This is a genomic window from Ancylobacter sp., from assembly GCF_965249975.1.
Lineage (GTDB): Bacteria > Pseudomonadota > Alphaproteobacteria > Rhizobiales > Xanthobacteraceae > Ancylobacter.
In genome coordinates this window covers 17,899-41,424 of the sequence record NZ_CBDFNE010000015.1, presented here as the reverse complement: position 1 = coordinate 41,424, position 23,526 = coordinate 17,899, and the positions used below count along the sequence as shown (strand labels likewise).

22 protein-coding genes are annotated in these 23,526 nt (G+C 68.5%); 15 read left to right on the top strand and 7 right to left on the bottom strand.

The features are described from left to right. Positions 1-7: 7 nt before the first annotated feature. From ACP2AH_RS11025 to ACP2AH_RS11010, 4 genes are all read right to left on the bottom strand, one after another. A complete protein-coding gene (locus ACP2AH_RS11025) occupies positions 8-211 on the bottom strand; it encodes a twin transmembrane helix small protein (RefSeq protein WP_244450214.1) in 204 nt (67 codons plus the stop codon). Positions 212-245: 34 nt separating this feature from the next. Continuing rightward, entirely contained in the window at positions 246-722 is a 477-nt protein-coding gene (locus ACP2AH_RS11020; RefSeq protein WP_425105842.1) for a TspO/MBR family protein, read from the bottom strand. A 171-nt stretch (positions 723-893) separates the two neighbouring features. Continuing rightward, positions 894-1,352 (bottom strand): host attachment protein, encoded by a 459-nt coding sequence (locus ACP2AH_RS11015; RefSeq protein WP_425105841.1) that lies wholly within the window; start codon positions 1,350-1,352, stop codon positions 894-896. Between the two features lie 222 nt (positions 1,353-1,574). Beyond that, positions 1,575-2,408, bottom strand: coding sequence for a YihY/virulence factor BrkB family protein (locus tag ACP2AH_RS11010; RefSeq protein ID WP_425105840.1), 834 nt, complete (start codon positions 2,406-2,408; stop codon positions 1,575-1,577). A gap of 301 nt (positions 2,409-2,709) precedes the next feature. Between ACP2AH_RS11010 and ACP2AH_RS11005 the strand changes: the two genes are divergently transcribed. The 15 genes from ACP2AH_RS11005 (at position 2,710) to ACP2AH_RS10935 (ending at position 21,031) form a co-directional block, all read left to right on the top strand. Continuing rightward, complete coding sequence (locus ACP2AH_RS11005; protein WP_425106155.1) at positions 2,710-3,951, top strand: glutamate-5-semialdehyde dehydrogenase; 1,242 nt, start codon at positions 2,710-2,712, stop codon at positions 3,949-3,951. Positions 3,952-3,998: 47 nt separating this feature from the next. Continuing rightward, positions 3,999-4,622 carry a nicotinate-nucleotide adenylyltransferase gene (locus ACP2AH_RS11000; RefSeq protein ID WP_425105839.1) on the top strand — a complete coding sequence of 208 codons (624 nt, stop codon included), beginning with the start codon at positions 3,999-4,001 and terminating at the stop codon, positions 4,620-4,622. A 116-nt stretch (positions 4,623-4,738) separates the two neighbouring features. Continuing rightward, positions 4,739-6,235, top strand: a complete 1,497-nt coding sequence (locus tag ACP2AH_RS10995) for an MFS transporter (RefSeq protein ID WP_425105838.1) — start codon at positions 4,739-4,741, stop codon at positions 6,233-6,235. Positions 6,236-6,290: 55 nt separating this feature from the next. Beyond that, entirely contained in the window at positions 6,291-7,019 is a 729-nt protein-coding gene (locus ACP2AH_RS10990; protein WP_425105837.1) for a DUF3800 domain-containing protein, read from the top strand. A 203-nt stretch (positions 7,020-7,222) separates the two neighbouring features. Then, complete coding sequence (nhaA, locus tag ACP2AH_RS10985; protein ID WP_425105836.1) at positions 7,223-8,596, top strand: Na+/H+ antiporter NhaA; 1,374 nt, start codon at positions 7,223-7,225, stop codon at positions 8,594-8,596. Between the two features lie 148 nt (positions 8,597-8,744). Further along, the gene (locus ACP2AH_RS10980; RefSeq protein ID WP_425105835.1) at positions 8,745-10,721 is read left to right on the top strand and encodes a hypothetical protein; all 1,977 of its coding nucleotides are present in this window, start codon (positions 8,745-8,747) and stop codon (positions 10,719-10,721) included. Positions 10,722-10,821: 100 nt separating this feature from the next. Continuing rightward, positions 10,822-11,235 (top strand): ribosome silencing factor, encoded by a 414-nt coding sequence (gene rsfS / locus ACP2AH_RS10975; protein ID WP_425105834.1) that lies wholly within the window; start codon positions 10,822-10,824, stop codon positions 11,233-11,235. A 7-nt stretch (positions 11,236-11,242) separates the two neighbouring features. Beyond that, positions 11,243-11,725: a 23S rRNA (pseudouridine(1915)-N(3))-methyltransferase RlmH gene (gene rlmH / locus ACP2AH_RS10970; RefSeq protein WP_425105833.1), complete on the top strand. Its 483-nt coding sequence runs from the start codon at positions 11,243-11,245 to the stop codon at positions 11,723-11,725. Positions 11,726-11,821: 96 nt separating this feature from the next. Then, a complete protein-coding gene (locus tag ACP2AH_RS10965) occupies positions 11,822-13,180 on the top strand; it encodes a murein hydrolase activator EnvC family protein (protein WP_425105832.1) in 1,359 nt (452 codons plus the stop codon). Further along, entirely contained in the window at positions 13,177-14,526 is a 1,350-nt protein-coding gene (locus tag ACP2AH_RS10960) for a S41 family peptidase (RefSeq protein ID WP_425105831.1), read from the top strand. Before ACP2AH_RS10965 ends, ACP2AH_RS10960 begins: the two co-directional genes overlap by 4 nt. Before the next feature lie 190 nt (positions 14,527-14,716). Then, positions 14,717-15,118, top strand: a complete 402-nt coding sequence (locus ACP2AH_RS10955) for a hypothetical protein (RefSeq protein WP_425105830.1) — start codon at positions 14,717-14,719, stop codon at positions 15,116-15,118. 88 nt (positions 15,119-15,206) lie between these two features. Further along, on the top strand, positions 15,207-15,719 hold the full coding sequence (locus ACP2AH_RS10950; protein ID WP_425105829.1) for an RNA pyrophosphohydrolase: 513 nt from the start codon (positions 15,207-15,209) through the stop codon (positions 15,717-15,719). A 160-nt stretch (positions 15,720-15,879) separates the two neighbouring features. Beyond that, the gene (locus tag ACP2AH_RS10945) at positions 15,880-16,572 is read left to right on the top strand and encodes a TetR/AcrR family transcriptional regulator (RefSeq protein ID WP_425105828.1); all 693 of its coding nucleotides are present in this window, start codon (positions 15,880-15,882) and stop codon (positions 16,570-16,572) included. Then, a complete protein-coding gene (locus ACP2AH_RS10940) occupies positions 16,569-17,831 on the top strand; it encodes an efflux RND transporter periplasmic adaptor subunit (RefSeq protein ID WP_425105827.1) in 1,263 nt (420 codons plus the stop codon). Before ACP2AH_RS10945 ends, ACP2AH_RS10940 begins: the two co-directional genes overlap by 4 nt. Further along, positions 17,831-21,031: an efflux RND transporter permease subunit gene (locus tag ACP2AH_RS10935; RefSeq protein WP_425105826.1), complete on the top strand. Its 3,201-nt coding sequence runs from the start codon at positions 17,831-17,833 to the stop codon at positions 21,029-21,031. The genes ACP2AH_RS10940 and ACP2AH_RS10935 overlap by 1 nt, the downstream gene beginning before the upstream one ends. 121 nt (positions 21,032-21,152) lie before the next feature. On the opposite strand, the gene ACP2AH_RS10930 is transcribed toward ACP2AH_RS10935, so the two are convergent. The 3 genes from ACP2AH_RS10930 to ACP2AH_RS10920 all read right to left on the bottom strand — a co-directional run bounded on the left by ACP2AH_RS10930 (position 21,153) and on the right by ACP2AH_RS10920 (position 23,456). After that, positions 21,153-21,830, bottom strand: coding sequence for an LON peptidase substrate-binding domain-containing protein (locus tag ACP2AH_RS10930; RefSeq protein WP_421699269.1), 678 nt, complete (start codon positions 21,828-21,830; stop codon positions 21,153-21,155). A 78-nt stretch (positions 21,831-21,908) separates the two neighbouring features. Then, positions 21,909-22,835 carry a thioredoxin gene (gene trxA, locus ACP2AH_RS10925; protein ID WP_425105825.1) on the bottom strand — a complete coding sequence of 309 codons (927 nt, stop codon included), beginning with the start codon at positions 22,833-22,835 and terminating at the stop codon, positions 21,909-21,911. Between the two features lie 87 nt (positions 22,836-22,922). Beyond that, the gene (locus ACP2AH_RS10920) at positions 22,923-23,456 is read right to left on the bottom strand and encodes a prolyl-tRNA synthetase associated domain-containing protein (protein WP_425105824.1); all 534 of its coding nucleotides are present in this window, start codon (positions 23,454-23,456) and stop codon (positions 22,923-22,925) included. Positions 23,457-23,526 lie beyond the last annotated feature (70 nt).

Sequence of the window (23,526 nt, the reverse complement as noted above, 5' to 3'; positions counted from 1 at the left end):
AACCCTCTCAGCCCTGATGCATCAGGAAGATGGTGATGAGCACGAAGCACAGCGCCACCGCCTGCAACAGCACACGCCACTGCATGAGCTTCTGCGAGCGCTGCGGCGAGCCGCCGCGCGCCATATTGGCGAGGCCGAGCAGCAGAACGACCGCCACCGCGCCGAGCGCGATGGGCAGGACGATGAATTTGGCGATGGTGACGAGATCCATCGAAAGTCTCCGCTAGCGCCCGCCGGCAGGGCGGTTAGTTCAGGGCCACGATGGCCGCGTTCAGCGAGGTGGCATAGGACACCCAGGCGAGATAGGGAACCAGCAGCGCGGCGGCGATGCGGTCGATCCGCAGGCAGGACCAGATGGTGGCGGCGATGGCGAGCCACAGCGCCACCACCACGATGAGCGCCGCGCCCGGCGCCTCCAGCCCGAAGAAGATCGGCGACCACGCGGCGTTGAGCGCGAGCTGCGCGAGCCACAGGCCGATGGCGCGGCGGCGTTCCGGGGAGGGCGCGTGCAGCTGCCACAGCCGCCACAGCGCCACCGCCATCAGCACATAGAGCGTCGTCCAGGCGATGGGGAAGGCCCAATCCGGCGGGGTCCAGGACGGCTTCACCAGACCGGCATACCAGGTGGGGATTTTCGGCGTGGTGGCGAGCGAGCCGAGCGCGCCGACGCCCAGGCACAGGCCGACGGCGAGGACGAGGCGGAAGAAGGAGAGGGTTTTCATCGCGGTTCCTGCAAGGCTCGGGCACGCCGTCGCCGGTGCGTGCGGAGGCACTACGGATGAGGCGGGCGCCGGGTTCACTTGCCCAAGGGCCCCGGACGCAGAACCCCGCCGCCGGAGGCCGGCGACGGGGCAATGTTAATCCTCTTCGGGGCTTCGGCGAAACCGCCGGCCTCAGGCCGCCAGATGCTTCTCGATCTCGTAGACCGGCAGCTTGACCATGTCGCGGTCGACCTCGGCGGCGACGATGTCGCTGACCGCCTTGGTGAGGTGCGGGCGCAGCGCGCCGAGCGCGCGCGGGGCGGCGACGATGATGAGCGATTTCACCTCGCCCGCCGTCACCGCCGCATCGAGCCGGCCGGCGACCGCGCGCATGAAGGCGCGCTCGCCCTCTTCCTGCCAGTCGGTGGGCTCCACCGAGGAGCGCGCCGAGCCGACGGACTGGTGCACGCGGCCCGGCTGGTCAGTGCCCTGTTCGCGGGTCGGCGGGTTTTCCTGCTCATGCACCTCGTGGGTGCGCAGATTGGGGAAGGTGGCGTCGCCCTTGTTGCACAGGATCAGCGCCTTGCGCCCGTCGCAGACGACGACCCACGCGCCTTGCTCGATCCGGATCTTATCGTAGCTGGTGCTCATTCGAGCCTCCTTCCCTTCGCAACTTACCGTGCCATTGGGCACCCGGGCGGCGCCGGGAGCCTTGACCTTGGTCAAGCGGCAGGAGGGCGGGGAGGTTCCGCCGTGGCGTCAGAGCACGCGCCGACCAGCTTGCATCGCAAGCTGATCGGATAACGCGCTCTCTATCTTAGAGTTAGAGGGCGATTCACCGATCAGGTTGATTCAACCTGATCGGATCAGGCTCTAGAGCCGGCCTTCGCGGGCGCGGCGGATGGCGGCGTTGAGTTCGCCGCCATACACGAAGATCGAGGCGGTGGTGTAGAGAAAGACTAACGCGATCATGACCGATGCGAGGCCGGCATAGGTGGTGACGTAATTGCCGGCGAATTCGGCGAGATAGCGCCCGAAGGCGGCGCCGGCGGCGAGCCACAGGGCCAGCGTCACCAATATGCCCGGCAGCACCTGCGACAGGGTGCGGCGCCCCGCCGGCAGCCACATATGCGCCACGACCAGCGCCACGATCAGGATCACCGAGGTGGCGGCGTAGCGCAGGAAGGTGATGACCCAGCCGAAGGGCTCCAGTGCCGGCACATAGCGCACCGCCGCCAGCCACAGCACCGGGCCGAGCACCACGAGGAAGGACAGCGCCAGCAGCCCGGCGGCGCCGACCACGACATAGCCGATGGATTCGAGGCGCAGCCAGTACCAGGAGCGAGCCTCGCGCATGCCATAGGCCCGGTTGAGGCCGATGCGCAGGCTCTCGATGCCGTTGGACGAGAAATAGATCGCCAGCACCACACCGATGGTCAGCACATCGGTGCGGACCTGGGTGAGCACGTTGCGTATTTCGCGGCCGATCGGGTCCGCCACCTGCGAGGGCCAGGCTTCCAGCATCAATTGCACCGTCTCGTCGGCGAGGTTCTTGAAATCGAAGAACGCCGCCAGCGCGGTGACGAAGATGAGGAACGGGAACAATGACATCAGCGCCGACAGCGCGATGTGGCTGGCGATCGCCCAGCCATCATCCTCGACGAAGCGCCAGAAGGCGTCCCAGGCAATGTCGAAGGCGCGAAACAAGAGCGGCGGTCTCCTCGCGGATCGCCTCAAGGGGCGGGCATTGTGCCGTGACATCGGATGCCCGCGCCCAAATGGCAAGCCTTGCGGGCGCGATATGGTAAAGAGCGGTGCCGATGGCCATTTGCTTTTGGCGCCCCGCCGCCGCTTCGTGGTAGAGAGGGCGCCCGCTTTTAACGCCCTCTGAACTCGAACGGGTGACATCATGACCGCCTCCTCCGCCCTGCGCCCCGCCACCGTCTCCGCGTCCGTTGCCGGCGCGCCGGCGCCGCGCGGGCCGGAGGGCGAGGATGTGGCGGCGGTCATGGCCGGGATCGGCGCCCGCGCCCGCGCCGCCGCCCGCACGCTGGCGCTGGCCCCGGCGGCGGTGAAGGAGGCGGGGCTGCGCGCCGCCGCGCAGGCGATCCGCGACCGGGCGCCCGCCATTCTCGCCGCCAATGAACAGGACCTCGCCGCCGCCCGCGCCGCCGGCATGAGCACGGCGCTGCAGGACAGGCTGGTGCTGAACGAGGCCCGGCTGGAGGCCATCGCCCGTGCGGTGGAGGAGATCGCCGCGCTGCCCGACCCGGTGGGGCAGGTGACCGAGAGCTGGGAGCGGCCGAACGGCCTGCGTCTGGAGCGCGTGCGCACGCCGCTCGGCGTCATCGGGGTGATCTATGAGAGCCGGCCCAATGTGACGGCGGATGCCGGCAGCCTGTGCCTCAAGGCCGGCAATGCGGTGATCCTGCGCGGCGGCTCGGACAGCTTCCATTCCTCCCGCGCCATCCATGAAGCGCTGGTGGAAGGGCTCACCAGCGCCGGCCTGCCGGCGGACGCCATCCAGCTGGTGCCCACCCGCGACCGCGCGGCGGTGGGCGAAATGCTGGCCGGGCTCGGCGGCAACCTCGACGTGATCGTGCCGCGCGGCGGCAAGAGCCTCGTCGCCCGGGTGCAGGCGGAGGCGCGCGTGCCGGTGTTCGCCCATCTCGAAGGGCTGGTGCATGTCTATGTCGACAAGGCCGCCGATCTCGAAAAATCGCTCGCCATCGTGAAGAACGCCAAGCTGCGCCGCACCAGCGTGTGCGGGGCGGCGGAGACGCTGCTGGTCGACCGTGCGGATGCCTCCCGCCTGCTCGCCCCGCTCGTCACCATGCTGCTCGATGAGGGCTGCGCGGTGCGCGGCGACGAAGCCGCCCGGGCGGTGGACCCGCGGGTGACCGAGGCCAGCGACGAGGACTGGCGCACGGAATATCTCGACGCCGTCATTTCGGTGAAGCTGGTCGACGGGGTGGAAGAGGCCATCGACCATATCGAGACCTATGGCTCGCACCACACCGACGCCATCCTCACTGAGGACGCCGCCACCGCCGAGCGCTTCCTCGGCGAGGTCGATTCCGCCATCGTGGTGCACAACGCCTCCACCCAGTTCGCCGATGGCGGGGAGTTCGGCTTCGGCGGCGAGATCGGCATCGCCACGGGCCGCATGCATGCGCGCGGGCCGGTGGGCGCGGAGCAGCTGACCTCGTTCAAATACCGCGTGCGCGGCACCGGCCAGATCCGGCCGTGAGCGAGAGCGACGACGCTCCCCCTCTCCCCGTGGGGGAGAGGGTTGGGGTGAGTGGCCTTGACGCCGCCCCGCTGGCGCCCTTCGCCCGCATTCCCCCGCTGGCGCCGGGGCTGCGCGTGGGGCTCTATGGCGGCAGCTTCAACCCCGCGCATGAGGCGCACCGCGCCGTCAGCCTGCTGGCGATCAAGCGGCTGCGGCTCGACCGCGTGTGGTGGCTGGTGACGCCCGGCAACCCCTTGAAGGACAACCGCGCGCTGCCCCCGCTCAGTGCCCGGCTGGCGCAGGCGCGCGCGGTGGCCGACCATCCGGCGCTGGTGCCGACCGGGCTGGAGGCCGGGCTCGGCACCCGCTTCAGCTTCGACACGGTGGCGGCGCTGGTGCGGCGCTTTCCCGGCGTGCGTTTCGTCTGGCTGATGGGGGCGGACAATCTCGCCGCCTTCCACCGCTGGCAGCACTGGCGGGAGATCGCGGCGCTGGTACCCATCGCCATCATCGACCGGCCTGGCTGCACCTTCCCCGCCATGGCGAGCCCGGCGGCGCAGGCGCTGGCGCGCTGGCGCGTGCCCGAGAGCGAGGCCGCCGCGCTGCCGCTGCTGCGCCCGCCGGCCTGGGTGTTCCTGCACGGGCTGAAATCGCCGCTGTCCTCGACCCAGCTGCGCGCGCAAGCGTAGACGCGCGGGGACGGTGCTCTGGCGAGGGGCGGCGGGGCGTGGCAGACTGGTGCCCTGTTCCTCCGCCACCGTTCCTCCCCCGCCCTGCCTCCCCCAGCCATGCCTCGCGGTGCCTGATGCTGTTCTCCCTGAACCGGCTTCTCCAGGAGCCGGCGCCGCTCGCCGCACTGGAGCGCCAGAGCTGGCATCCCTGGCTCGTCGTCGGCCTCGTCTCCATCGGCGCCTTTGTCGGCCAGCTCGACGCCACCATCGTGCAGCTGGCGCTCCCCGCGCTGGGGCGGGCCTTCGACGTGCCGCTGCAGCAGGTGAGCTGGGTGGCGCTGTCCTATCTCCTCGCCTTCGCTTCCTTCCTGCCGATCTTCGGCCGGCTGTGCGAAATCCATGGCCGCAAGACGCTCTACATTGCCGGCTATGCACTTTTCATTGCCGCGAGCGCACTCTGCGCTCTGGCCGAGAGTTTCGGCCAGCTCGTCGCCTTCCGCTTCCTGCAGGGCATGGGCGGGGCGCTGCTCGGCGCCAACAGCATCGCCATTCTGGTGCAGGCGGTGCCGGAGGGCGCGCGCGGCCGCGCGCTCGGCTATTTCGCGGCGGCGCAGGCGGTGGGGATGAGCGCCGGCCCGGCGCTGGGCGGCTTCATCGTCGAGGCGCTCGGCTGGCGCTGGATCTTCGGCCTCACCGTGCCCTTTGGCGTGCTGGCGATTCTCGCCGGCTGGCTCGCTCTGCCGCGTGGGGCGGCGGGTGGCGACAAGCCGGCCTTCGACTGGGGCGGGGCGCTGCTGATCGGCCCGGCGCTGATCCTCGTTGTGGCGACGCTCAACCATGTCTCCAGCTGGGGCCTCGCCTCGCCGCTGACGCTGGCGAGCCTCCTCGTCGCCGCGCTGCTGCTGTGGGCTCTGCAGCGGCGCGAAACGCGCACCGCCGCGCCGCTGATCGACCCGCGCCTGTTCACCGTGGGCGCCTTCCGCTGGGGCGCGCTGGCGGTGGTTCTGGGCTATGGGCTGCTCTATGGCGTGTTCTTCCTCATGTCCTTCGGCCTCGCCCATGGCTATGGCGAAAGGGCCGGCGCGGCCGGGCTGCGGTTGGCGCTGGTGCCGGTGGCGCTGGGGCTCACCGCGCCGTTCAGCCATGATGCGAGCCGCTTGCTCGGCCCCCGCCGGATCGGGCCCGCTGGCATGGGGCTGGTGCTGGCGGGGCTGGCGATCCTCGGCGCGACCTTCGGCCTCTCGCCCTATCACCATGTGCTCGACACGGTGTCCTTCGTGCTCATCGGCATCGGGCTCGGCCTGTTCGTGGCGCCCAACAGCCACGCCACCCTCGCCGCCGCGCCGGCCGGCCTCGCCGGGGCGGCGGGGTCGCTGCTCAATCTGATGCGCGTGCTCGGCACCAGCCTCGGCGTCGCCGCCGGGGCGAGCATGCTGGCCTGGCGGCTCGGGGTGGAAACGGGAAGCGGCGCCGGGACCGCCGCTGTGGCGGCGCTTGCCGCGGATGGCCCCGGCCTGCTGGCAGCGGTGCGCACCAGCCTGCCGCTGCTGGCGCTGATGGCGCTCATCGCCGCCGTCGCCGCGCGAAAGGCGACGGCGGGAGGGGTGGCCCCATCCGTTCTTCCTAAATAATCACTGGACAATATAGCGTAGGCGGCTCTTCGGACATTAAATGTGAGCGGAAGATATGACGGATGATAATCTTGTTCTTCCCGTTAACTCGTTTATTGTTTTTATAGATGAAACAGGAGTTGAAGATCTCAGTGATCCAGGGAATCCAACTTTTGGGAGGGCTGGATGTGGATGCCGATATTCAGAGTATGACGAAATAATCAGGCGACCCTGGAGGAGACTTAAGCGCGAGAGGCTCGGCGGATCGCAGAAGCCGTTTCATGCGGTAGAATTTGAACGTTCAAAACCGACACGTCGGCAGATTGGCGGAATCAATGAGTTTATGCGTCGTCCTTTTCGGCGCTTTGGAGTGATGCTCGACAAAACGACTATACTGCCGAATGGGATGGATGCGCATAAAGCGATTTCGCTTGTAACTTATACGTATTTTGCACGTTTCGTGGAGAATCTAGACGTAGAAACCGTCGCATTAATATTCGAAGGGTCTCGGCGTGGTGACGGCTTAGTTAGACGCGATTATGAAAAATCTGCGCCAAACTTAAGAAATATATACGGGCGGACTGTCAATTTTGAGGGATATTTTATGAATAAAAATTCCGCCGAGCCCGGCTTAGAAGTGGCCGATTTAATTGCTCATACCACAAGCCGTCAGCGCAGGTTTGAGTTAAAGGGTGGCGCTGGTCACCTCAAGGATTTTCAGATGACTTATTGGGATAATCCCATTCCACCGGAATTTATGGCGATTAGTTCTATCTCTATTTCTGAGGCGATTGATGCTGGGTAGGCTTGGTTGCATGACCCATAGACTGTCTCGAACCAGCCTATGGTTACACCTGCCTTTCCAGAGACCCTACGTCTGCCATCCCACCCCCCAGCCCCTAGACTTCCGCAGCGTCATGCCCTAAATACCCCTTCGGGTGTCGTCGGCTGCATCCCGCAGCTGGGGCAGGTATGCGCTGGTCGGGCCGCCGCGCGGGACCTGTTTGCATGGCCGGACGCCTTTATCGTCGCACCAGCGCGCGTGCGCGCCTCGCCACCGAGCGCGCTTTCCACGCCGCCGAACGTTTCCTGCATATCGAAGCCGTCAGTGGCCTGGTGCTGCTGGGCGCGGCGGCGATCGCGCTGATCTGGGCGAATTCGCCCTATGCGCAGAGCTATCACGACCTCTGGCACGCGCCGCTCAGCTTTGGCATTGGCGGCTTCGTCGTGTCGCACTCGCTGCATTTCTGGGTGAATGACGCACTCATGACCCTGTTCTTCCTCGTGGTGGGGATGGAAATCCGGCGGGAAATCCATGAAGGCGCGCTCTCCAAGCTGCGCGCGGCGGTGCTGCCCATGGCGGCGGCGGTGGGCGGCGTCGCCCTTCCCGCGCTGATTTATGTCGCGCTGAACCCGGTGCCTGGCCAGATCGAGGGCTGGGCGGTGCCGACCGCGACCGACATCGCCTTCGCCGTCGGCGTGCTGGCGCTGCTGGGGCGCTCCATCCCGCCCAATCTGCGCGTCTTTCTGCTGGCGCTGGCGATCATCGACGACATTGCGGCGATCCTCATCATCGCCCTGTTCTATTCCGGCGGCATCGACCCGGCGGGGCTGCTGGTCGGGCTCGGCGGCCTCGCTTTGGTGGTGGCGCTGCAAATGGCCGGCATCGGCTCGGCCTGGGCCTATGTGCTGCCCGGCGCGGTGCTGTGGATCGGGCTTTTGCAGGCGGGCGCGCACCCCACCCTCGCCGGGGTGATGCTCGGCATGCTGACCCCGGTGCTGCCGGCGCGCGGGCGCGAGCCGGCGCTGAATGCGGCCATGCGGGCGCTGGACGAGATCCGCGCCAGGGCCGCCCGTTCGCCGGACGCGGCCGCCAGCCTGCTGCCGCCGCTGCGCCGCCTCGCCCTCGCCCAGCGCGAGATGACCCCGCCGGTGACGCGGGTGCAGATGCTGCTGCACCCCTATGTCGCCTATGGCGTGATGCCGATCTTCGCCCTCGCCAATGCCGGGGTGAGCCTCGACGGGGTCGATCTCGGCCGGGCGGATGCCTTCGCCGTGATGGCGGGCGTGGTGGTGGCGCTGGTGGTGGGCAAGCCGCTCGGGGTGTTCGCCGCCAGCTGGCTGGTGGTGCGTGCCGGCTGGGGCAGCCTGCCGCCGGGCGTCACCTGGGGCGGGGTGCTGCTGGTGGGGCTGCTGGCCGGCATCGGCTTTACCATGTCGATCTTCATCGCGACGCTGGCTTTCGCCGACCCGGCGCTGCTCGGCGCCGCCAAGCTCGGCGTGCTGGTCGCCTCGCTCACCGCCGTCGGCCTCGGCCTCGGCTGGGGGCTGGTGCAGGCGCGGCGGGCGCGGGCGGTGGCGACCGCTTCCGCCTCGGCCTGAAGGCCCCCGGGGGCGGGCAGCGCGTTCGCTCCCGTCATCCCCCGGATGCCCGGCCCGGACGCCGCAGTTGCAGGTCGCCCGCCAGCGTCCTGAGGTGGCATTCAGGTGCCCCCCATGGCAGGATGCTGCCGTTGCGTCGGGGGCAAGGATGACGGCTGAGTATATTGGCGGGGTGGTGGGATACTGGTTGGGCCTTTATGGAGTCTCCTTCCTGCTCACATGGGGTTCGCTGGCCTGCCTGCGCGGAAATATGCCGCGCTATCTCGATGTGGTGGTCGCCAGCGTCGCCGTATTGCTGACGCGCGCACTGGTTTCTGGGGACGGCTTTGTCGAAGGCGTGGTGCATTACGCGCCGCCGCAAATCGCGTGCCTGATCGTCTTTGGCATCGACGCGCGCCGCCGCGCCGTGCGGGAGGCACGGGCCGCAGCGGCGGCGGCGCCAGAGCCGACCGATCAGCTCTTCCTGCCGCTGCCTGAGTTCGCGGTCGCGCGACCCGCTCCGCCTGTGCCCGCTGCCCCTGTGGCGCCACCCCCGCCACCGCCGCCACCGAAGAAGGGCTGGAATCCCATCGCCAATCACTGGCGCGGCGCCTATTCGCTCGGCGTGTCCTATTGGGTGGTCGGCACGCTCGCGACGATCGTGATGTTCGTCGTCATCGTCGCGGTCTATGTCGTGCTGGCGCTTAGCGAGTACTGGCCGGCTCTCATGTTCTGGGCCACCGCCTTCATGTGGCTTTTCGTGTGGGCGCTGACCGTCTGGATCTGTGTCGGCATCTGGCGCTCCGCCAACCGCCGCATTCAGGAGCGGCGGGCAATCGGCCGACGGCCGTTTTGGGCGGGCATTGCCAAGCTCACCATTGTCCTCAGCACCTTCTTCTCGATCGTCGATTTCGGCACCTCGGGGCTTCCCGACCTCGCCGACACCTACCAAATCGCGTTCAAGGGCGATCCCATACTTCCCGATTACAGCCTGCGGATCATGCGTGACGGCACCGAGATCGAGATCACCGGCGGCATCAAATACGGCCTGACCGACGATCTGCTGACCGTGATGAAAGCCTCCCGCCGGATCAAGACCATCCACCTCAACAGCGATGGCGGCCGGGTCGCGGAAGGATTGAGGTTGAACAAGGTGATCCGGGACGCCGGCCTCAATACCTATGTGTCTGACAAGTGCGCGTCGGCGTGCACGATCGCCTTCGCGGGAGGAGTCGAGCGCTGGATAGGGGAGTATGCCAAGCTGGGGTTCCATGCGTCGGCGGCGCCGGGCTTCTCCAGTGTCGGGAGCGCGACGGGGGACGAGATCCAGAGTGCGGTTCTGGTCCGCTCCGGCTTCGACAAGGCTTTTGTCGAGAAGGCGTTGGCCACGCCGAACGACGATCTCTGGGTTCCCGAACTGGCAGAACTTCAGGCTGCGGGCGTCGTCACGCATGTCTCTGACGGATCGCAGTTCGCCATATCAGGACAGGGCGGCCATGCAACCAAGGAGGAATTTGCCGAGCGAATTGTTGAGAATCGTCCTCTTCTGGCACTGCTTGAGAAGAAATATCCCGACGAATTCTCTGATATGATCGACGACGTTTTCAAAAATTATCTCGATGGTGGCACCGTTGATGACCATAAAGATGAAATGAATTATCACGAATACAGAGCGGTGAACCGTCATATACGGTCGACGAGTGATGCGGTGGTCGTGGAGCTCGGCCGACTTTTCGTCGATGAGCTGGCCCTGTTGCGCGAGAAAAATGTCAGCCGTTGCGCCAGGTTCGGCACGAAGGGCGGAGCTGTTTACAATATTCAGTCCTCGTTTCCTTCCGAGCTGATGCAGCGATACCGAAAGATTGGACAGCGGTTGATCGAGGCGTCGGGCGCCCCTCGCGAGGATGACGAAGGCGCGGTCAAGCGGATGCTGGCACAGGCTATGGATCGGGTGCAGCCGGCCTTTACGAGCGAGCAGCGCGCCCTTGTCGAGGAGAACGACCCGCGGGGCCGCGATAATGAGGCGTACTGCGGCGCCGTGATCGCGCTCTATCGGTCGATCCTGGAGGCACCCGAGGCGGACGCCGCCGCCATGCTGCGGGCAAAGATGGGGCCCAGCCAAGCGGCTCCCACCGCCCCCGGTTGAAGATCGGCCGCATCCGCATTATTCTTGAAGGGCAGGCACGGTGCGGAAGGTCCGTCCGTGGCTTGCGGTAAAGACGAGAGGATCAGGACCCCTGTCCATCATGGCGCTTGCAGCGGCCGACATCAGCCCGGCGTCTGCACCTGTCTCCGACGCGCGTTTAGACGCTGAGGAGATTCTTGCCCTCGTTCTCGCCCGTCTCGATGATGACCAGGCCGAGGACGTCGTCTCCATCGAACTGCGCGGCAAGACGACCATTGCCGATTACATGGTCGTCGCTTCCGGCCGCAACCAGCGTCATGTCGGCGCCATTGCCGAGCACCTCGTCGAGGCGCTCAAGGGCCTTGGCGTCAAGGGCGTGCGCGTCGAGGGCCAGCCGGCCTGCGACTGGGTGCTGATCGATGCGAGCGACGTGATCGTCCACATCTTCCAGCCGGAAGTGCGCGGGTTTTACAATATCGAGAAGATGTGGTCGGCCGCCATTCCCGGCGGGCCGTCGACGCTGACGCGCGGCTGAGCGCGTCTTGCGGCTCATTGTTCTCGCGGTCGGCCGGCTGAAGGCCGGGCCCGAAAGGGAGTTGTGCGCCCGCTATCTCGACCGCTCGGCCAAGGGCGGGCGGGCGCTGGGCCTCTCCGGCCCTGACGTGACCGAGATCGCGGAAAGCGCCGCGCGCCGCCCCGAGGACCGCATGGCCGAGGAGGGCGCGGCCCTTCTCGCCGCGCTGCCCGAGGCCGGGGCGGTCATGGCGCTCGACCCGCGCGGGCTGGAGATGACGAGCGAGCAGATCGCCGCCGACCTCGCCGCGTTGCGCGACCGGGGTTCGCGCAGCCTCACCTTCGTCATTGGCGGGGCGGACGGGCTGAGCGAGGCGGTGCGCGGGCGGGCGGACCGGCTCATCGCCTTCGGTCGCGCCACCTTTCCCCACCAGCTCGTCCGCGTCATGATGGCCGAACAGATCTACCGCGCGACGACCATCCTCGCAGGCCATCCCTACCATAAGGCCTGAGCGGGCGGCGGCGCTAACCCGTTCTTAACCACGCCGGCCCCTCCTATTCCGATGCCCGCGCGCCGCTCCTCTTCGCCCCCCGTATCTCGCCCGCCCTTGCGCGCGGCGGTCGCGGCGGCGTGCGCGCTGGCGCTGCTGGCCGGACTGTGGGCAAGGCCGGCCGACGCGCAGGGCGGCGCCACGCAGGGCGGCGCCACGCAGGGCGGAACCAAGCCGGCCGCGGTTGCGCCCGCCGCCGCGCCGGAAAAACAGCAGGAACAGCAGCAGCGCATCGAGCGGCTCGATGCCGAGCTGAAGGATTCCTCCGCCGTGCAGAAGCGGCTCGCCGCCGAGGTGGCGGCGCTGGAGGGCGACCGCGCCAAGCTGAACGAGGCGCTGCTCGACACCGCGATCCGCGTGCGCGAGACCGAGGGCAAGCTCGACGCCAGCGAGCAGCGCCTGCTGGTGCTGAGCCGCGAGGCGGACGACATCAAGGAATCGCTGGAGGCGCGCCGCGCCGTGCTGGCGGAAGTGCTGGGCGGGCTGGTGCGGCTCGGCCGCCGTCCGCCGCCGGCGCTGATGGTGCGCCCGGACGACGCGCTGGAATCGATCCGCTCCGCCATGATGCTCGGCGCCGTGCTGCCGGAACTCAAGGCGGAGACGGACCTGCTCGCCAGCGAACTCGCCGCGCAGGAGCGGGTGCGCCAGGATACCGCCCGCGAGCGCGACGCTCTCGCAGAATTGAAACGCTCCCTCGCCGATGAGCGCGCCCGCACCGCCGCGCTGATCGAGGAGAAGAAGAACTCGCTGCAGCAGGGCGAGGCGGCCCTCGCCGAGGAGAAGACCCGCGCCGCCGCGCTCGCCGCCGAGGCGGGTAATGTGCGCGAGTTGATGGAGCGCATGGAGACGGAGATTTCCGCCACCCGCAAGGCGGCGCAGGAAGCCGCGCAAAGCGAGGCGGCGCAAGGCGCGGGGGGCAGTGCGGCGGACCGGCTGGCGGCGCTGCAGAACCCTGGCCGGCTGAGCCCCGGCGTGCCGTTCGAGGACGCCAAGGGCCTGCTGAAGCTGCCGGTCGGCGGCGCGGTGCTCAAGGCCTTCGGCGCCGATGACGGCTATGGCGGGCAGGAAAAGGGAATGTCGCTGGGCACGCGGATCGAGGCCCAGGTGGCTTCCCCCAGCGATGGCTGGGTGGTCTATGCCGGGCCTTTCCGCTCATATGGACAACTGTTAATTATCAATGCCGGCAATGGTTATCATATCCTGCTCGCCGGAATGGATAAGATCACGGTGGAATTGGGTCAGTTCGTGCTGTCGGGCGAGCCGGTCGGGATCATGGGGCGCGGTCCTCAACTGGTCTCGTCGGCTGGCCTTGGAACTGCCCAACCCATTCTTTACGTCGAGTTCCGCAAGGATGGTAACTCGATCGATCCAACGCCATGGTGGGCGACGAGCGAAAGCGAGAAGGTACGCGGATGATGCGTAGGACGTCTGTATTTCTCTTCGGTGCGGCGGCCGGCGCCCTGATCGCGGTCGGTGCCACCCAGCCGCGGCTGCTGATTGAGCCGACGGCGGCCATGGCGGCCGCTTCCGACACGTACCGCCAGCTGAACCTGTTCGGCGACGTGTTCGAGCGCGTGCGCGCCGACTATGTCGAAAAGCCGGAGGACTCGAAGCTGATCGAGGCCGCCATCAACGGCATGCTGTCCTCACTCGATCCGCACTCCACCTATATGGACGCGAAGGATTTTCGCGACATGCAGGTGCAGACCCGCGGCCAGTTCGGCGGGCTCGGCATTGAGGTGACGATGGAGGATGGCCTCGTCAAGGTCGTCGCCCCGATCGACGACACCCCGGCGGCCAAGGCCGGCGTGCAGGCCGGCGATCTGATCGCCAAGCTCGACGGCGAAGAGGTGAAGGGCATGACCCTGAACCAGGCGGTCGACAAGATGCGCGGCGCCGTCAACACGCCGATCAAGCTGACCATCGTCCGCAAGGGCCAGGACAAGCCGATCGAGCTGTCGATCACCCGCGACATCATCAACATCAAGTCGGTGCGCGCCCGGGTCGAGAACGACGATATCGGCTATATCCGCATCACCTCCTTCAGCGAGCAGACCGGCGAGGGCCTGAAGAAGGCGGTGGCCGACCTGACCAAGCAGATCGGCGAGGACAAGCTCAAGGGCTTCATCATCGACCTGCGCAACAATCCGGGCGGGTTGCTCGACCAGGCGATCGACGTGTCCGACACCTTCCTCGACCGTGGCGAGATCGTCTCCACCCGTGGCCGCGACCCCGAGCAGACCGAGCGCCGCAACGCGCGGCCCGGCGACCTCGCCAAGGGCAAGCCGATCATCGTGCTGGTCAATGGCGGCTCGGCCTCGGCCTCGGAAATCGTCGCCGGCGCGCTGCAGGACCACAAGCGCGCCACGGTGCTGGGCTCGCTCTCCTTCGGCAAGGGCTCGGTGCAGACGGTGATCCCGGTTTCCGGCAATGCCGCGATCAAGCTGACCACGGCGCGCTACTACACGCCGTCGGGCCGCTCGATCCAGGCCAAGGGCATCCAGCCCGACATCGAGCTGGTGCAGGACGTGCCGCAGGATGTGAAGGCGAAGGCCGAGGCGGCCGGCGTCGAGACCACGCGCGGCGAGGCCTCGCTCAAGGGCCATCTGAAGAACGGCGAGGACGAGCAGACCGGCTCCCCGGCCTATGTGCCGCCGGACCCGAAGGACGACACCCAGCTCAAGCTGGCGATCGACCTGATCGAGGGCGTGCAGAAGAACGCCGCCTATCCCGCCGACCCCAAGGCGGCCGTGCCGAACTGATCGCGCCGGATGGGACGCCGCCGGCCCCGTGCCGGTGGCGGTTTCAAACAGAGCAAGGCCCGCTTCCCCAGGCGGGCCTTTTCCTTTTGGCGGCCCTGTACCTTAAGCCGCCCTGGCGCTTTTTTGCGCTGCCGCGACGAATGCCCGATTCTGCCCCGATCCTGCCTTGGTCGGGGGCGACAAAGGCGGCATGAACAGCGCGACTCCTCTCCGCCTGCCGCCCCGCCCGCTGGACACGCTGCCCGCCGGTGACAGCCTGCCCGGCCGCGACGCCAGCCGCGACCATGCGCGGCACTATGCGGCGGTGGGCGTGTTCGGCCTCGCCGCCCTCGCGGTGATCAGCGTCGCGGTGGCGGCCTATGTGCTGCGGCCCGGTGCGGGCGCCGCGCCGCAGGGCCTGCCGCTGACGCTGGAGGACAGCGGCTTCCCGACCATGGGCGTCGCCGCCGACATGCCGGCGCTGCGGCCGAGTCAGGGCGGCGATGAGGGCGTGAGCATCACCGTGTTCGACGGCGCGACCGGCCGCAGCGAAGTGCTGACCGGGCCCGGGCCGCTTGCCGGCGGCGTTGGCGACACCACGTTAACCCCGTGACCATGCGGCACCGCGCGGCCTCTGGTGTCGCGCCGCCGCTTGCCTATGATCCCGGCCGGCGCGTGTTTCCAGCTTGTGCGGTGGCCCCATGATCCCTTTCGACCAGCTTCCCTATCGCCCCTGCGTCGGGGTCGTGCTCGTCAATCGCGACGGGCTCGTCTTTCTCGGCGAGCGCCGGGGCGGGCCGGAACAGGTGGACGCGCAGCATTCCTGGCAGATGCCGCAGGGCGGCATTGACGAGGGCGAAAGCCCTGAAGAGGCGGCGCGGCGCGAGCTTTACGAGGAAACCAATGTTTCCTCCGTCGAACCGCTCGCCGTCGCGCCGGAGTGGTTCACCTACGACCTGCCGGAGCCGCTGGCGCGGCAGGCCTGGAAGGGCCGCTACCGTGGCCAGACGCAGAAATGGATCGCGCTGCGCTTCACCGGCACGGATGACGAGATCGACGTGCTCAATCCCGGCGGTGGGCACCACAAGCCGGAATTCGTCGCCTGGCGCTGGGAGAAGCTGGAGCGCACGCCGGGGCTGATCGTGCCGTTCAAGCGGCCGGTCTATGAGCAGGTGGTGAGTGCCTTCCAGCCGGTGGTGGCGGCGGTGGGATAAGCCGTCGCCTGCATCCGTTCCCGCCGTCGTCGCGTATCCCCGCCAAGGGCACGGCAGGTCATTTCCCGGTGTTGCAAAATGCGAACGAACGTTCGTTCTTGACTCAGGGCAGGGGTCTGTCTAAATGCGAATGAACGTTCGCTCCAACCCGGATCGGTGCATGAACACCCTTGCTCCCCGCGCGACCGCCGCCCCTGCGGCCCGTACGCCGGACGGAAAGTCGGCGGCCGCACGCCCGGAAAAGGAGCGGCGGGACCCGCGTCGCCGGGTGCTGGAGGCGGCCATCGCCTGTTTCGGACGCTCCGGCTTCCACGGCACCTCGATGCAGCAGATCTGCGCCGAGGCCGGCATGAGCCCGGGCGCGCTCTACCGTTATTTCCCGTCCAAGGAATCGATCATCGTCGCCATCGTCGACGAGGAGCGGGCGCTGCGGATGAGCTGCGTCGACATGCTGGAAACCGCCCCCAGCTTCGTTGAGGGCCTCGCCCGCATGGGCGCGGCGCTGTTCTCCGGTGAGACGCGCATGGTGTCGCTGGAACTCGGCCCGGAAATCTACGCCGAGGCGGCGCGCAATGCGGCGCTGAAACCGACCTTCGACGCCGCCGAGGACGAGATGAACGCGGCGATCCGCGCCTGCTTCGTCGCCGCCCAGGCGCGCGGCGAGATCGACCCCGCGCTCGACCCCGACCTCGCCATGGTGATGATTAACGCCATTGGCGACGGGCTGGTGCTGCGCCACGGCTTCGAGCCGACGCTGCCGCTCGACAAGATGATGCCGGCCCTTTCCGGCCTCGTTGCCCGCATGCTGGCGCCCGCCCCGGCGCCGATCCTTTCACCGGACCGCACATCATGACCGTGAAGCCGCCATCCCTGCGCGGGCGCATCGCCCTTGCCCTCACCATGACCGCCGTGGTGGTGGGTGTCGCCGGCTACGCCTTCCGCGACCGCATCGCCACCGGGCTCGGTCTGTTCGAACCGGCTCAGGCCGAGGTCGCCGCGCCGGCGCCGAACGAGGTGAAGGGCATCACCATTTCCGTCGTGCCGGCCACGCGGCGCGAGGTGGTGGAGAAGCTCCCCGTCACCGGCACGCTGGTGGCGCGCGAGGAGGTGATGGTCGGGCCGGAGATCGACGGCTACCAGATCACCGAGATCCTGGTGGAGGAGGGCGACCGGGTGGAGGTGGGCCAGGTGCTCGCCCGGCTGTCGCGCGACATGCTGGAGACGCTGCTCGCCCAGAACACCGCCAATAGCGCCAAGGCGCAGGCCGCCATCGCGCAGCAGCGGGCGCAGCTGGAACAGGCGCAGGCGCAGCTGATCGAGGCCAATGCCGCCGTGGAGCGCGCCCGCACCCTGATCAAGACCGGCGCCACTTCGCAGGAAGTGCTGGACCAGCGCGAGCGCGCGGCCAAGGTCGCCTCTGCGCAGGTGACGGCGGCGCAGGAAATGGTGACGGCGGCGCTCGCCGAAGCGGACCAGATCAAGGCCAATCGCGACGAAATCCAGGTGCGGCTGGCCCGCACCGAGATCAAGGCGCCGCTCGCCGGCATCGTCTCGTCGCGCTCCGCCCGCATCGGCGCCATCGTGCTCTCCGCCAATAGCGAGCCGCTGTTCCGCATCGTCAAGGACGGCGCCATCGATCTCGATGCCGAAGTGCCCGAATCCGCCCTGCCGCGGGTGACGCCCGGCCTGAAGGTGGCGGTGACGCCGGCCGGCATCCACACGCCGCTGGAAGGAACGGTGCGGCTGGTCGGCGCCAAGGTCGATCCGGCCACCCGCCTCGCCCGCGTCGCGGTGGCGGTGCCGGACGATGCGCGCCTGCGCCCCGGCGCCTATGCGCGCGGCGTGATCGAGATCGCCCGCCATGACGGCGTCGCCCTGCCGCAATCGGCGGTGCAGTTCGCCCCCGAAGGCGCCTTCGTGCTCGTGGTCGAGGGCGACACGGTGCGCCGGCGCCCGGTGACGATCGGGCTCAAGGGCGACGGCTATATCGAAATCACCGACGGGGTGCGCGAGGGCGAGAGCGTCGTCGCCCGCGCCGCCGGCTTCCTGCGCGACGGCGACCGGGTGAGCCCCGTGCCGCTGGCCGATGCTCCCGCGAAGGGCGGTGTGTGATGGCTCTCAACATCTCCGCCTGGGCGATCCGCAAGCCGGTGCCCTCCATCGTGCTGTTCGTGGTGCTGACCGCGATCGGCCTCTACACCTTCGACCGGCTGCCGATCACCCGCATGCCGAACATCGACGTGCCGATCGTTTCCGTCACCATCACCCAGCCCGGCGCCGCGCCGAGCGAATTGGAAACGCAGGTGACCAAGGTGGTCGAAACCTCGATCGCCGGCGTGCAGGGGGTGAAGCACATCTCCTCCACCATCACCGAGGGCACCTCGCTCACCGTCGTCGAGTTCCAGCTGGAAACGCAGGTCGACCGCGCGGTGAACGACGTGCGCGACGCGGTGACCAAGGTGCGCACGGAAATGCCGCAGGACATCGAGGAGCCGCTGGTCCAGCGCGTCGATGTCGAAGGCATGGCCATCGTCACCTATGCCGCCTCCGCCCCGGCGATGACGCCGGAGGAACTGTCCTGGTTCGTCGACGACACGCTGGTGCGCGCGCTACAGGGCGTGCGCGGCGTGGCGCAGGTGAAGCGCGAGGGCGGCGTGGAGCGCGAGATCCGCATCTCGCTCGACCCCGACAAGCTGGCCGCGCTCGGCGTGACGGCGGCGGATGTGAACCGCGAGCTGGCCGCCACCAATGTCGACCTTGCCGGCGGGCGCGGCGAGATCGGCACGCAGGAACAATCCGTGCGCACGCTGGGCGGCGCCAGCACGGTGGAGGACCTCGCCGAGACCCGCATCTCGCTGCCCGCCGCCGGCGGCGGGGGCACGCGCTATGTGCGCCTTGCCGACCTCGCCACCGTGACCGACGGCGCCGCCGAACCGCGCATCTTCGCCCGGCTCGACGGCAAGCCGGTGGTCGCCTTCGGCATCTACCGCGCCAAGGGCTTCTCCGACGTGGTGGTGGCCGAGAACGCGGAAAAGGCGCTGCTGGATCTCGAAAAGCGCCATCCGGAAGTCGACATCACCCTTATCGACACCACGGTAAAATACACCGAGGCCGACTACACCTCGGCCATGCACACGCTGATGGAAGGCGCGGTGCTGGCGGTGATCGTGGTCATGGTCTTCCTGCGCGACTGGCGCGCCACCATCATCACCGCGACGGCGATCCCGCTTTCCATCCTGCCCACCTTCTGGGTGATGGACATGCTCGGCTTCTCGCTCAACGGCGTGAGCCTGCTCGCCGTCACGCTGGTGACCGGCATTCTCGTCGACGACGCCATCGTCGAGATCGAGAACATCGTGCGCCATATGCGCATGGGCAAATCCGCCTATCGCGCGGCGATCGACGCCGCCGACGAGATCGGCCTCGCCGTGGTGGCGACCACGCTCACCATCGTCGCGGTGTTCCTGCCCGTCAGCTTCATGGGCGGCATTGCCGGCCAGTATTTCCGCCAGTTCGGCATCACGGTGGCAGTGGCGGTGCTGTTCTCGCTCTTGGTGGCGCGCCTGCTCACCCCCATGCTCGCGGCCTATTTCATGCGCGACCACGGCCACCGGGAGACGCCGGACAGCTGGGTGATGCGTGCCTATGTCGGGCTGCTGCACCGCTCCATCCGCCACCGTTTCCTCACGGTGACGGCGGGCATACTGCTGTTCATCGGCTCGATGTGGCTCTCCACCCTGCTGCCCTCCGGCTTCATCCCCAATTCCGACGTGTCCCGCTCCGTTCTGGCGCTGGAACTGCCGCCGGGAGCCACGCTGGAAGCGACGCGGCGCGTGGTGGATGAGGTGACCGACACGCTGAAGGCGCAGCCGGAAGTGGCGAGCGTATTCGCCACCGCCGGCTCCGGCTCCACCGACGGGCCGGCCAGCGGCGGCGGCGAGGTGCGCAAGGCGACGATCATCGTCAACCTGGTGCCGCGCGCCGAACGCACGGCGACGCAGAAGCAGTTCGAGATGCGGCTGCGCGACGACATCGCCCGCATTCCCGACCTGCGCTTCAATTTTGGCGCCTCCGGCGGCGCCGGCCCTGGCGGGCGCGAATTCACCATCATCCTCTCCGGCTCGGACGGGGCCGAGGTGGAGGCGAAGGCGCTGGAGCTGGAACGCGAGATTCGCGAGAAGGTGAAGGGCCTGTCCAATGTGCAGACCTCGGCAGCGCTGGAGCGGCCGGAACTGCGCGTGGTGCCCAAGCTCGCCGAAGCGGCGGCGCTCGGCGTCTCCGTGTCGGACATCGCCCAGACGGTGCGCATCGCCACGCTTGGCGACGTGTCGCAGAACCTCGCCAAATTCTCCGCCGGCGACCGCCAGGTGCCGATCCGGGTGCAGCTCGACGAGCGGGCGCGCGGCGACCTCTCCACCTTCGAGACGCTGAAGGTGCGCACCGCCGCCGGCGCCTCGGTGCCGCTGCTCTCGGTCGCCGACATCTCCTTCGGCACCGGCCCGTCCAGCCTCGACCGCTATGACCGCGCGCGGCGCGTGGCGATCGAGGCCGACCTCGCGGGCAACACCCAGCTGGGCGAGGCGCTGGCGGAGGTCTATGCCCTGCCGGCGGCCAAGAACATGCCGTCCAGCATCGTGCTGAAGGAATCCGGCGACGCCGAGATCATGGGCGAGGTGTTCGGCGGCTTCGCCACCGCGATGATGGCGGGCGTGATGATGGTGCTGGCGGTGCTGGTGCTGCTGTTCGCCAATGTGCTGCAGCCGATCACCATCCTGATCGCGCTGCCGCTGTCGGTGGGCGGCGCCTTCATCGCCCTGCTGCTCACCAACAACGCGATGACGCTGCCGGTCGTGATCGGCTTCCTGATGCTGATGGGCATCGTCACCAAGAACGCGATCCTGCTGGTGGATTTCGCCATCGAGGCGGTGCATGCCGGGGTGGACCGGACCACGGCACTGATCGAGGCCGGGCGCAAGCGGGCGCAGCCCATCATCATGACCACCATCGCCATGGCGGCGGGCATGATGCCCTCGGCGCTCGGGCTGGGCGAGGGCGGCGATTTCCGCTCGCCCATGGCGATCGCGGTGATTGGCGGCCTGCTGGCCTCGACCCTGCTGTCGCTGATCTTCGTGCCGGCCGTGTTCACGCTGATGGACGATCTCGGCCACCTAATGGCGCGCATCTTCGGCCGCTTCATCGGCGCCCGCGACGAGCCGGACGAGCACGCCGCCGCGCCGGTGGCGCGCGCGGGGCTTCACGCGGTGGACGCCGGCCCGCACTCCACCCCCCGCCCGCCGCTGGCGGCGGAGTAAAAGGGGTCCGATCGTCCCTCATCCCCGGGCTTGACCCGGGGACCCAGCGTCTGCGCTTCGCGCCGGCAGGAAGGCTGGGTGGCCGGGTCAAGCCCGGCCATGAGGGCGGGCGCGCGACGCGCTATTGCAGCGTGCCGTCGCCTTCGCCGCCAGTACGGGCCATGGTCATCTGGGTGACGGCGATGAGCATCTCGGCGCGGGAGGCGAGGGTCGGGGCTTCCAGCAGCGCCTGTTTCTCGCGCGGGCCGAACGGGGCCATCATGGCAAGCGCATTCACCAGCGCCTCATTCGGCGCGTCCTTGATGCTCTTCCAGTCCGCTTCCAGCTGGTTGGCGTCGAGATAATCCGCCAGCGTGCGCAGCAGCGTGGCGCGGTCCACCGCCTCGGCGCCGGCATTGGGGGTGAAGTCGTCGCCATAGGGCGCGTAATCGACCTTGGCCTGGCGGAACGGCGTGCCGGAATCGACCTCCGCCACCACGCGAAAGCGGGCAATGCCGCTGAGATTGAGCAGGTAGCGGCCATCGCCGCTCTCGGCGATCTCGGTGATGCGGCCGACACAGCCCACGCCGACAATGTCCGGCGCACCCGGCACGGTGAGCGCCGACTGCTGCGGCGCGGTCTGGATGATGCCGATCAGCCGGTGGCTGGCCAGCGCCGCGTCGATCATCGCGACATAGCGCGGCTCGAACACGTTGAGCGGCAGCTGGCAGCGCGGCAGCAGCAGCGCCCCCTCCAGCGGGAACAGCGGGATGATGGGCGCCAGCTCGGAGGGGCCGGCATAGGGCTTGTTGATCGCCATGGCGTTCCTTGCGCGATGTGTCGGCCCCGAAAGGCCGGTGCCGCATCCCGGCCGTGACGGGGGACGCCCCCGCCGGCGTCAGGCGAAGAGCAGCGAGGACAGGCGGCGGCGGCCGGCGAGCGTGTGCTCGTCCGTCGGCCCCCAGGCCTCGAAGAACTGCACCAGCTGCTTGCGGGCGCCGTCCTCGTTCCAGGCGCGGTCCTTGCGGACGATGGCGAGCAGATGGTCCACCGCCTCCTCGCGCCGTCCCCGCGCGCTCAGCGCCACGGCAAGGTCGAAGCGGGCCTGATGGTCCAGCGGGTTGGCGGCGACCTTCGCCTCCAGCTCCTTCACATCGCCCAGCGCGCTCGCGGCCTCTTCCAGCTCGATGGCGGCGCGCACGGCGGTGAGCGCGGCGTCGTTGGCGGCGCTGGCGGGCGCGAGGGCGAGCGTCGCCTTGGCCTGTTCGAGATTGCCGGCGGCCAGCTCGGTGCGGGCGAGGCCGGCGATGGCGGCGAGGTTTTCCGGCTCCTCGCCCAGAACGGCGGCGAAGATTTCCGCCGCGCCGGCGAGATCCCCCTCCGTGAGCGCCGCCTCGCCGCTGGCGAGAATGTCGGCGATGTCGTTGCCGCCGCCCGACGCGGCGATCAGCTTGTCGACGATCGCCTTGATCTGCGCCTCGGGCTGCGCGCCCATGAAGCCGTCGACCGGCTGGCCGTTGACGAAGGCATAGACGGTGGGCAGCGACTGGATGCCGAGCTGCTGGGCGACGGCGGGGTGCTCGTCCGTGTTCATCTTGGCGAGGCGCACCTTGCCCTTGGCCCCGCGCACCACCTTCTCGATAACAGGGGTCAGCTGGCGGCACGGGCCGCACCAGGGCGCCCAGAAATCGACCAGCACCGGACGGATGCGCGATTCCTCGACCACATCCTTCATGAAGCTCTTGGTGGTGACGTCCATCACCAGATCGTCGCCGCCCGGCGCGTCGCCCTTGCCGGCGGGGGAGGAGGGCTGGTTCAGCAACATGGGTCGTCCTCGCAATAGGGCAGGTGCTGTCGGGTCTCGTGCTCGGCGTCTAAAATGGTCTGCCGCGCCGCGAATGCAACGGGGCGATCAGACCTCAGTGGTGGCGGGCTGCTCCGCCTCGCTGCGCCGGGGCACCGCCAGCACCCGCGGCTCATGGCCGGTGGCGCGCAGGAAGCGGATGAGGTCGGCGCTGGCGATGCTGGTGGTGGCGGTGTTCACCAGCGGGTGGCAATTCACCGTCTCATGCGCCATCAGCTCCGCGTCGAGCACCACGGTGACGCGGCCCTCGACATCGTTGACCGGGCCGAAGGCGGTGACGGCGCCAGGCTTCACCCCCAGCACCTCTTCCAGAAGCTCGGCGCTGCCGAAGGAGAGCTTGCTCGCCGCGCCGAGCGCAACGTGCAGGTTCTTGAGATCGACCCGCGCCTCCTCCTCCACCACGACGAGGAACAGGTTCCCCTTCTTGTCCTTGAGGAACAGGTTCTTGGTGTGCCCGCCGGCAATGTCGCCGCGCAGCGCCTGCGAATCCTCCACCGTGAACAGCGGCGGATGCTCGACCGTGGTGGTGGGAATCCCGAGCTCGGCGAGCCGGGCGAGGAGATCGTCGCGGGAAAGGGGCATGGGGCGGATCCGGCGGAGAGAGACGAGGGCGTTGTAGGGCGGCACGGGGCGGTGGAGCAAGGCTTGGGAG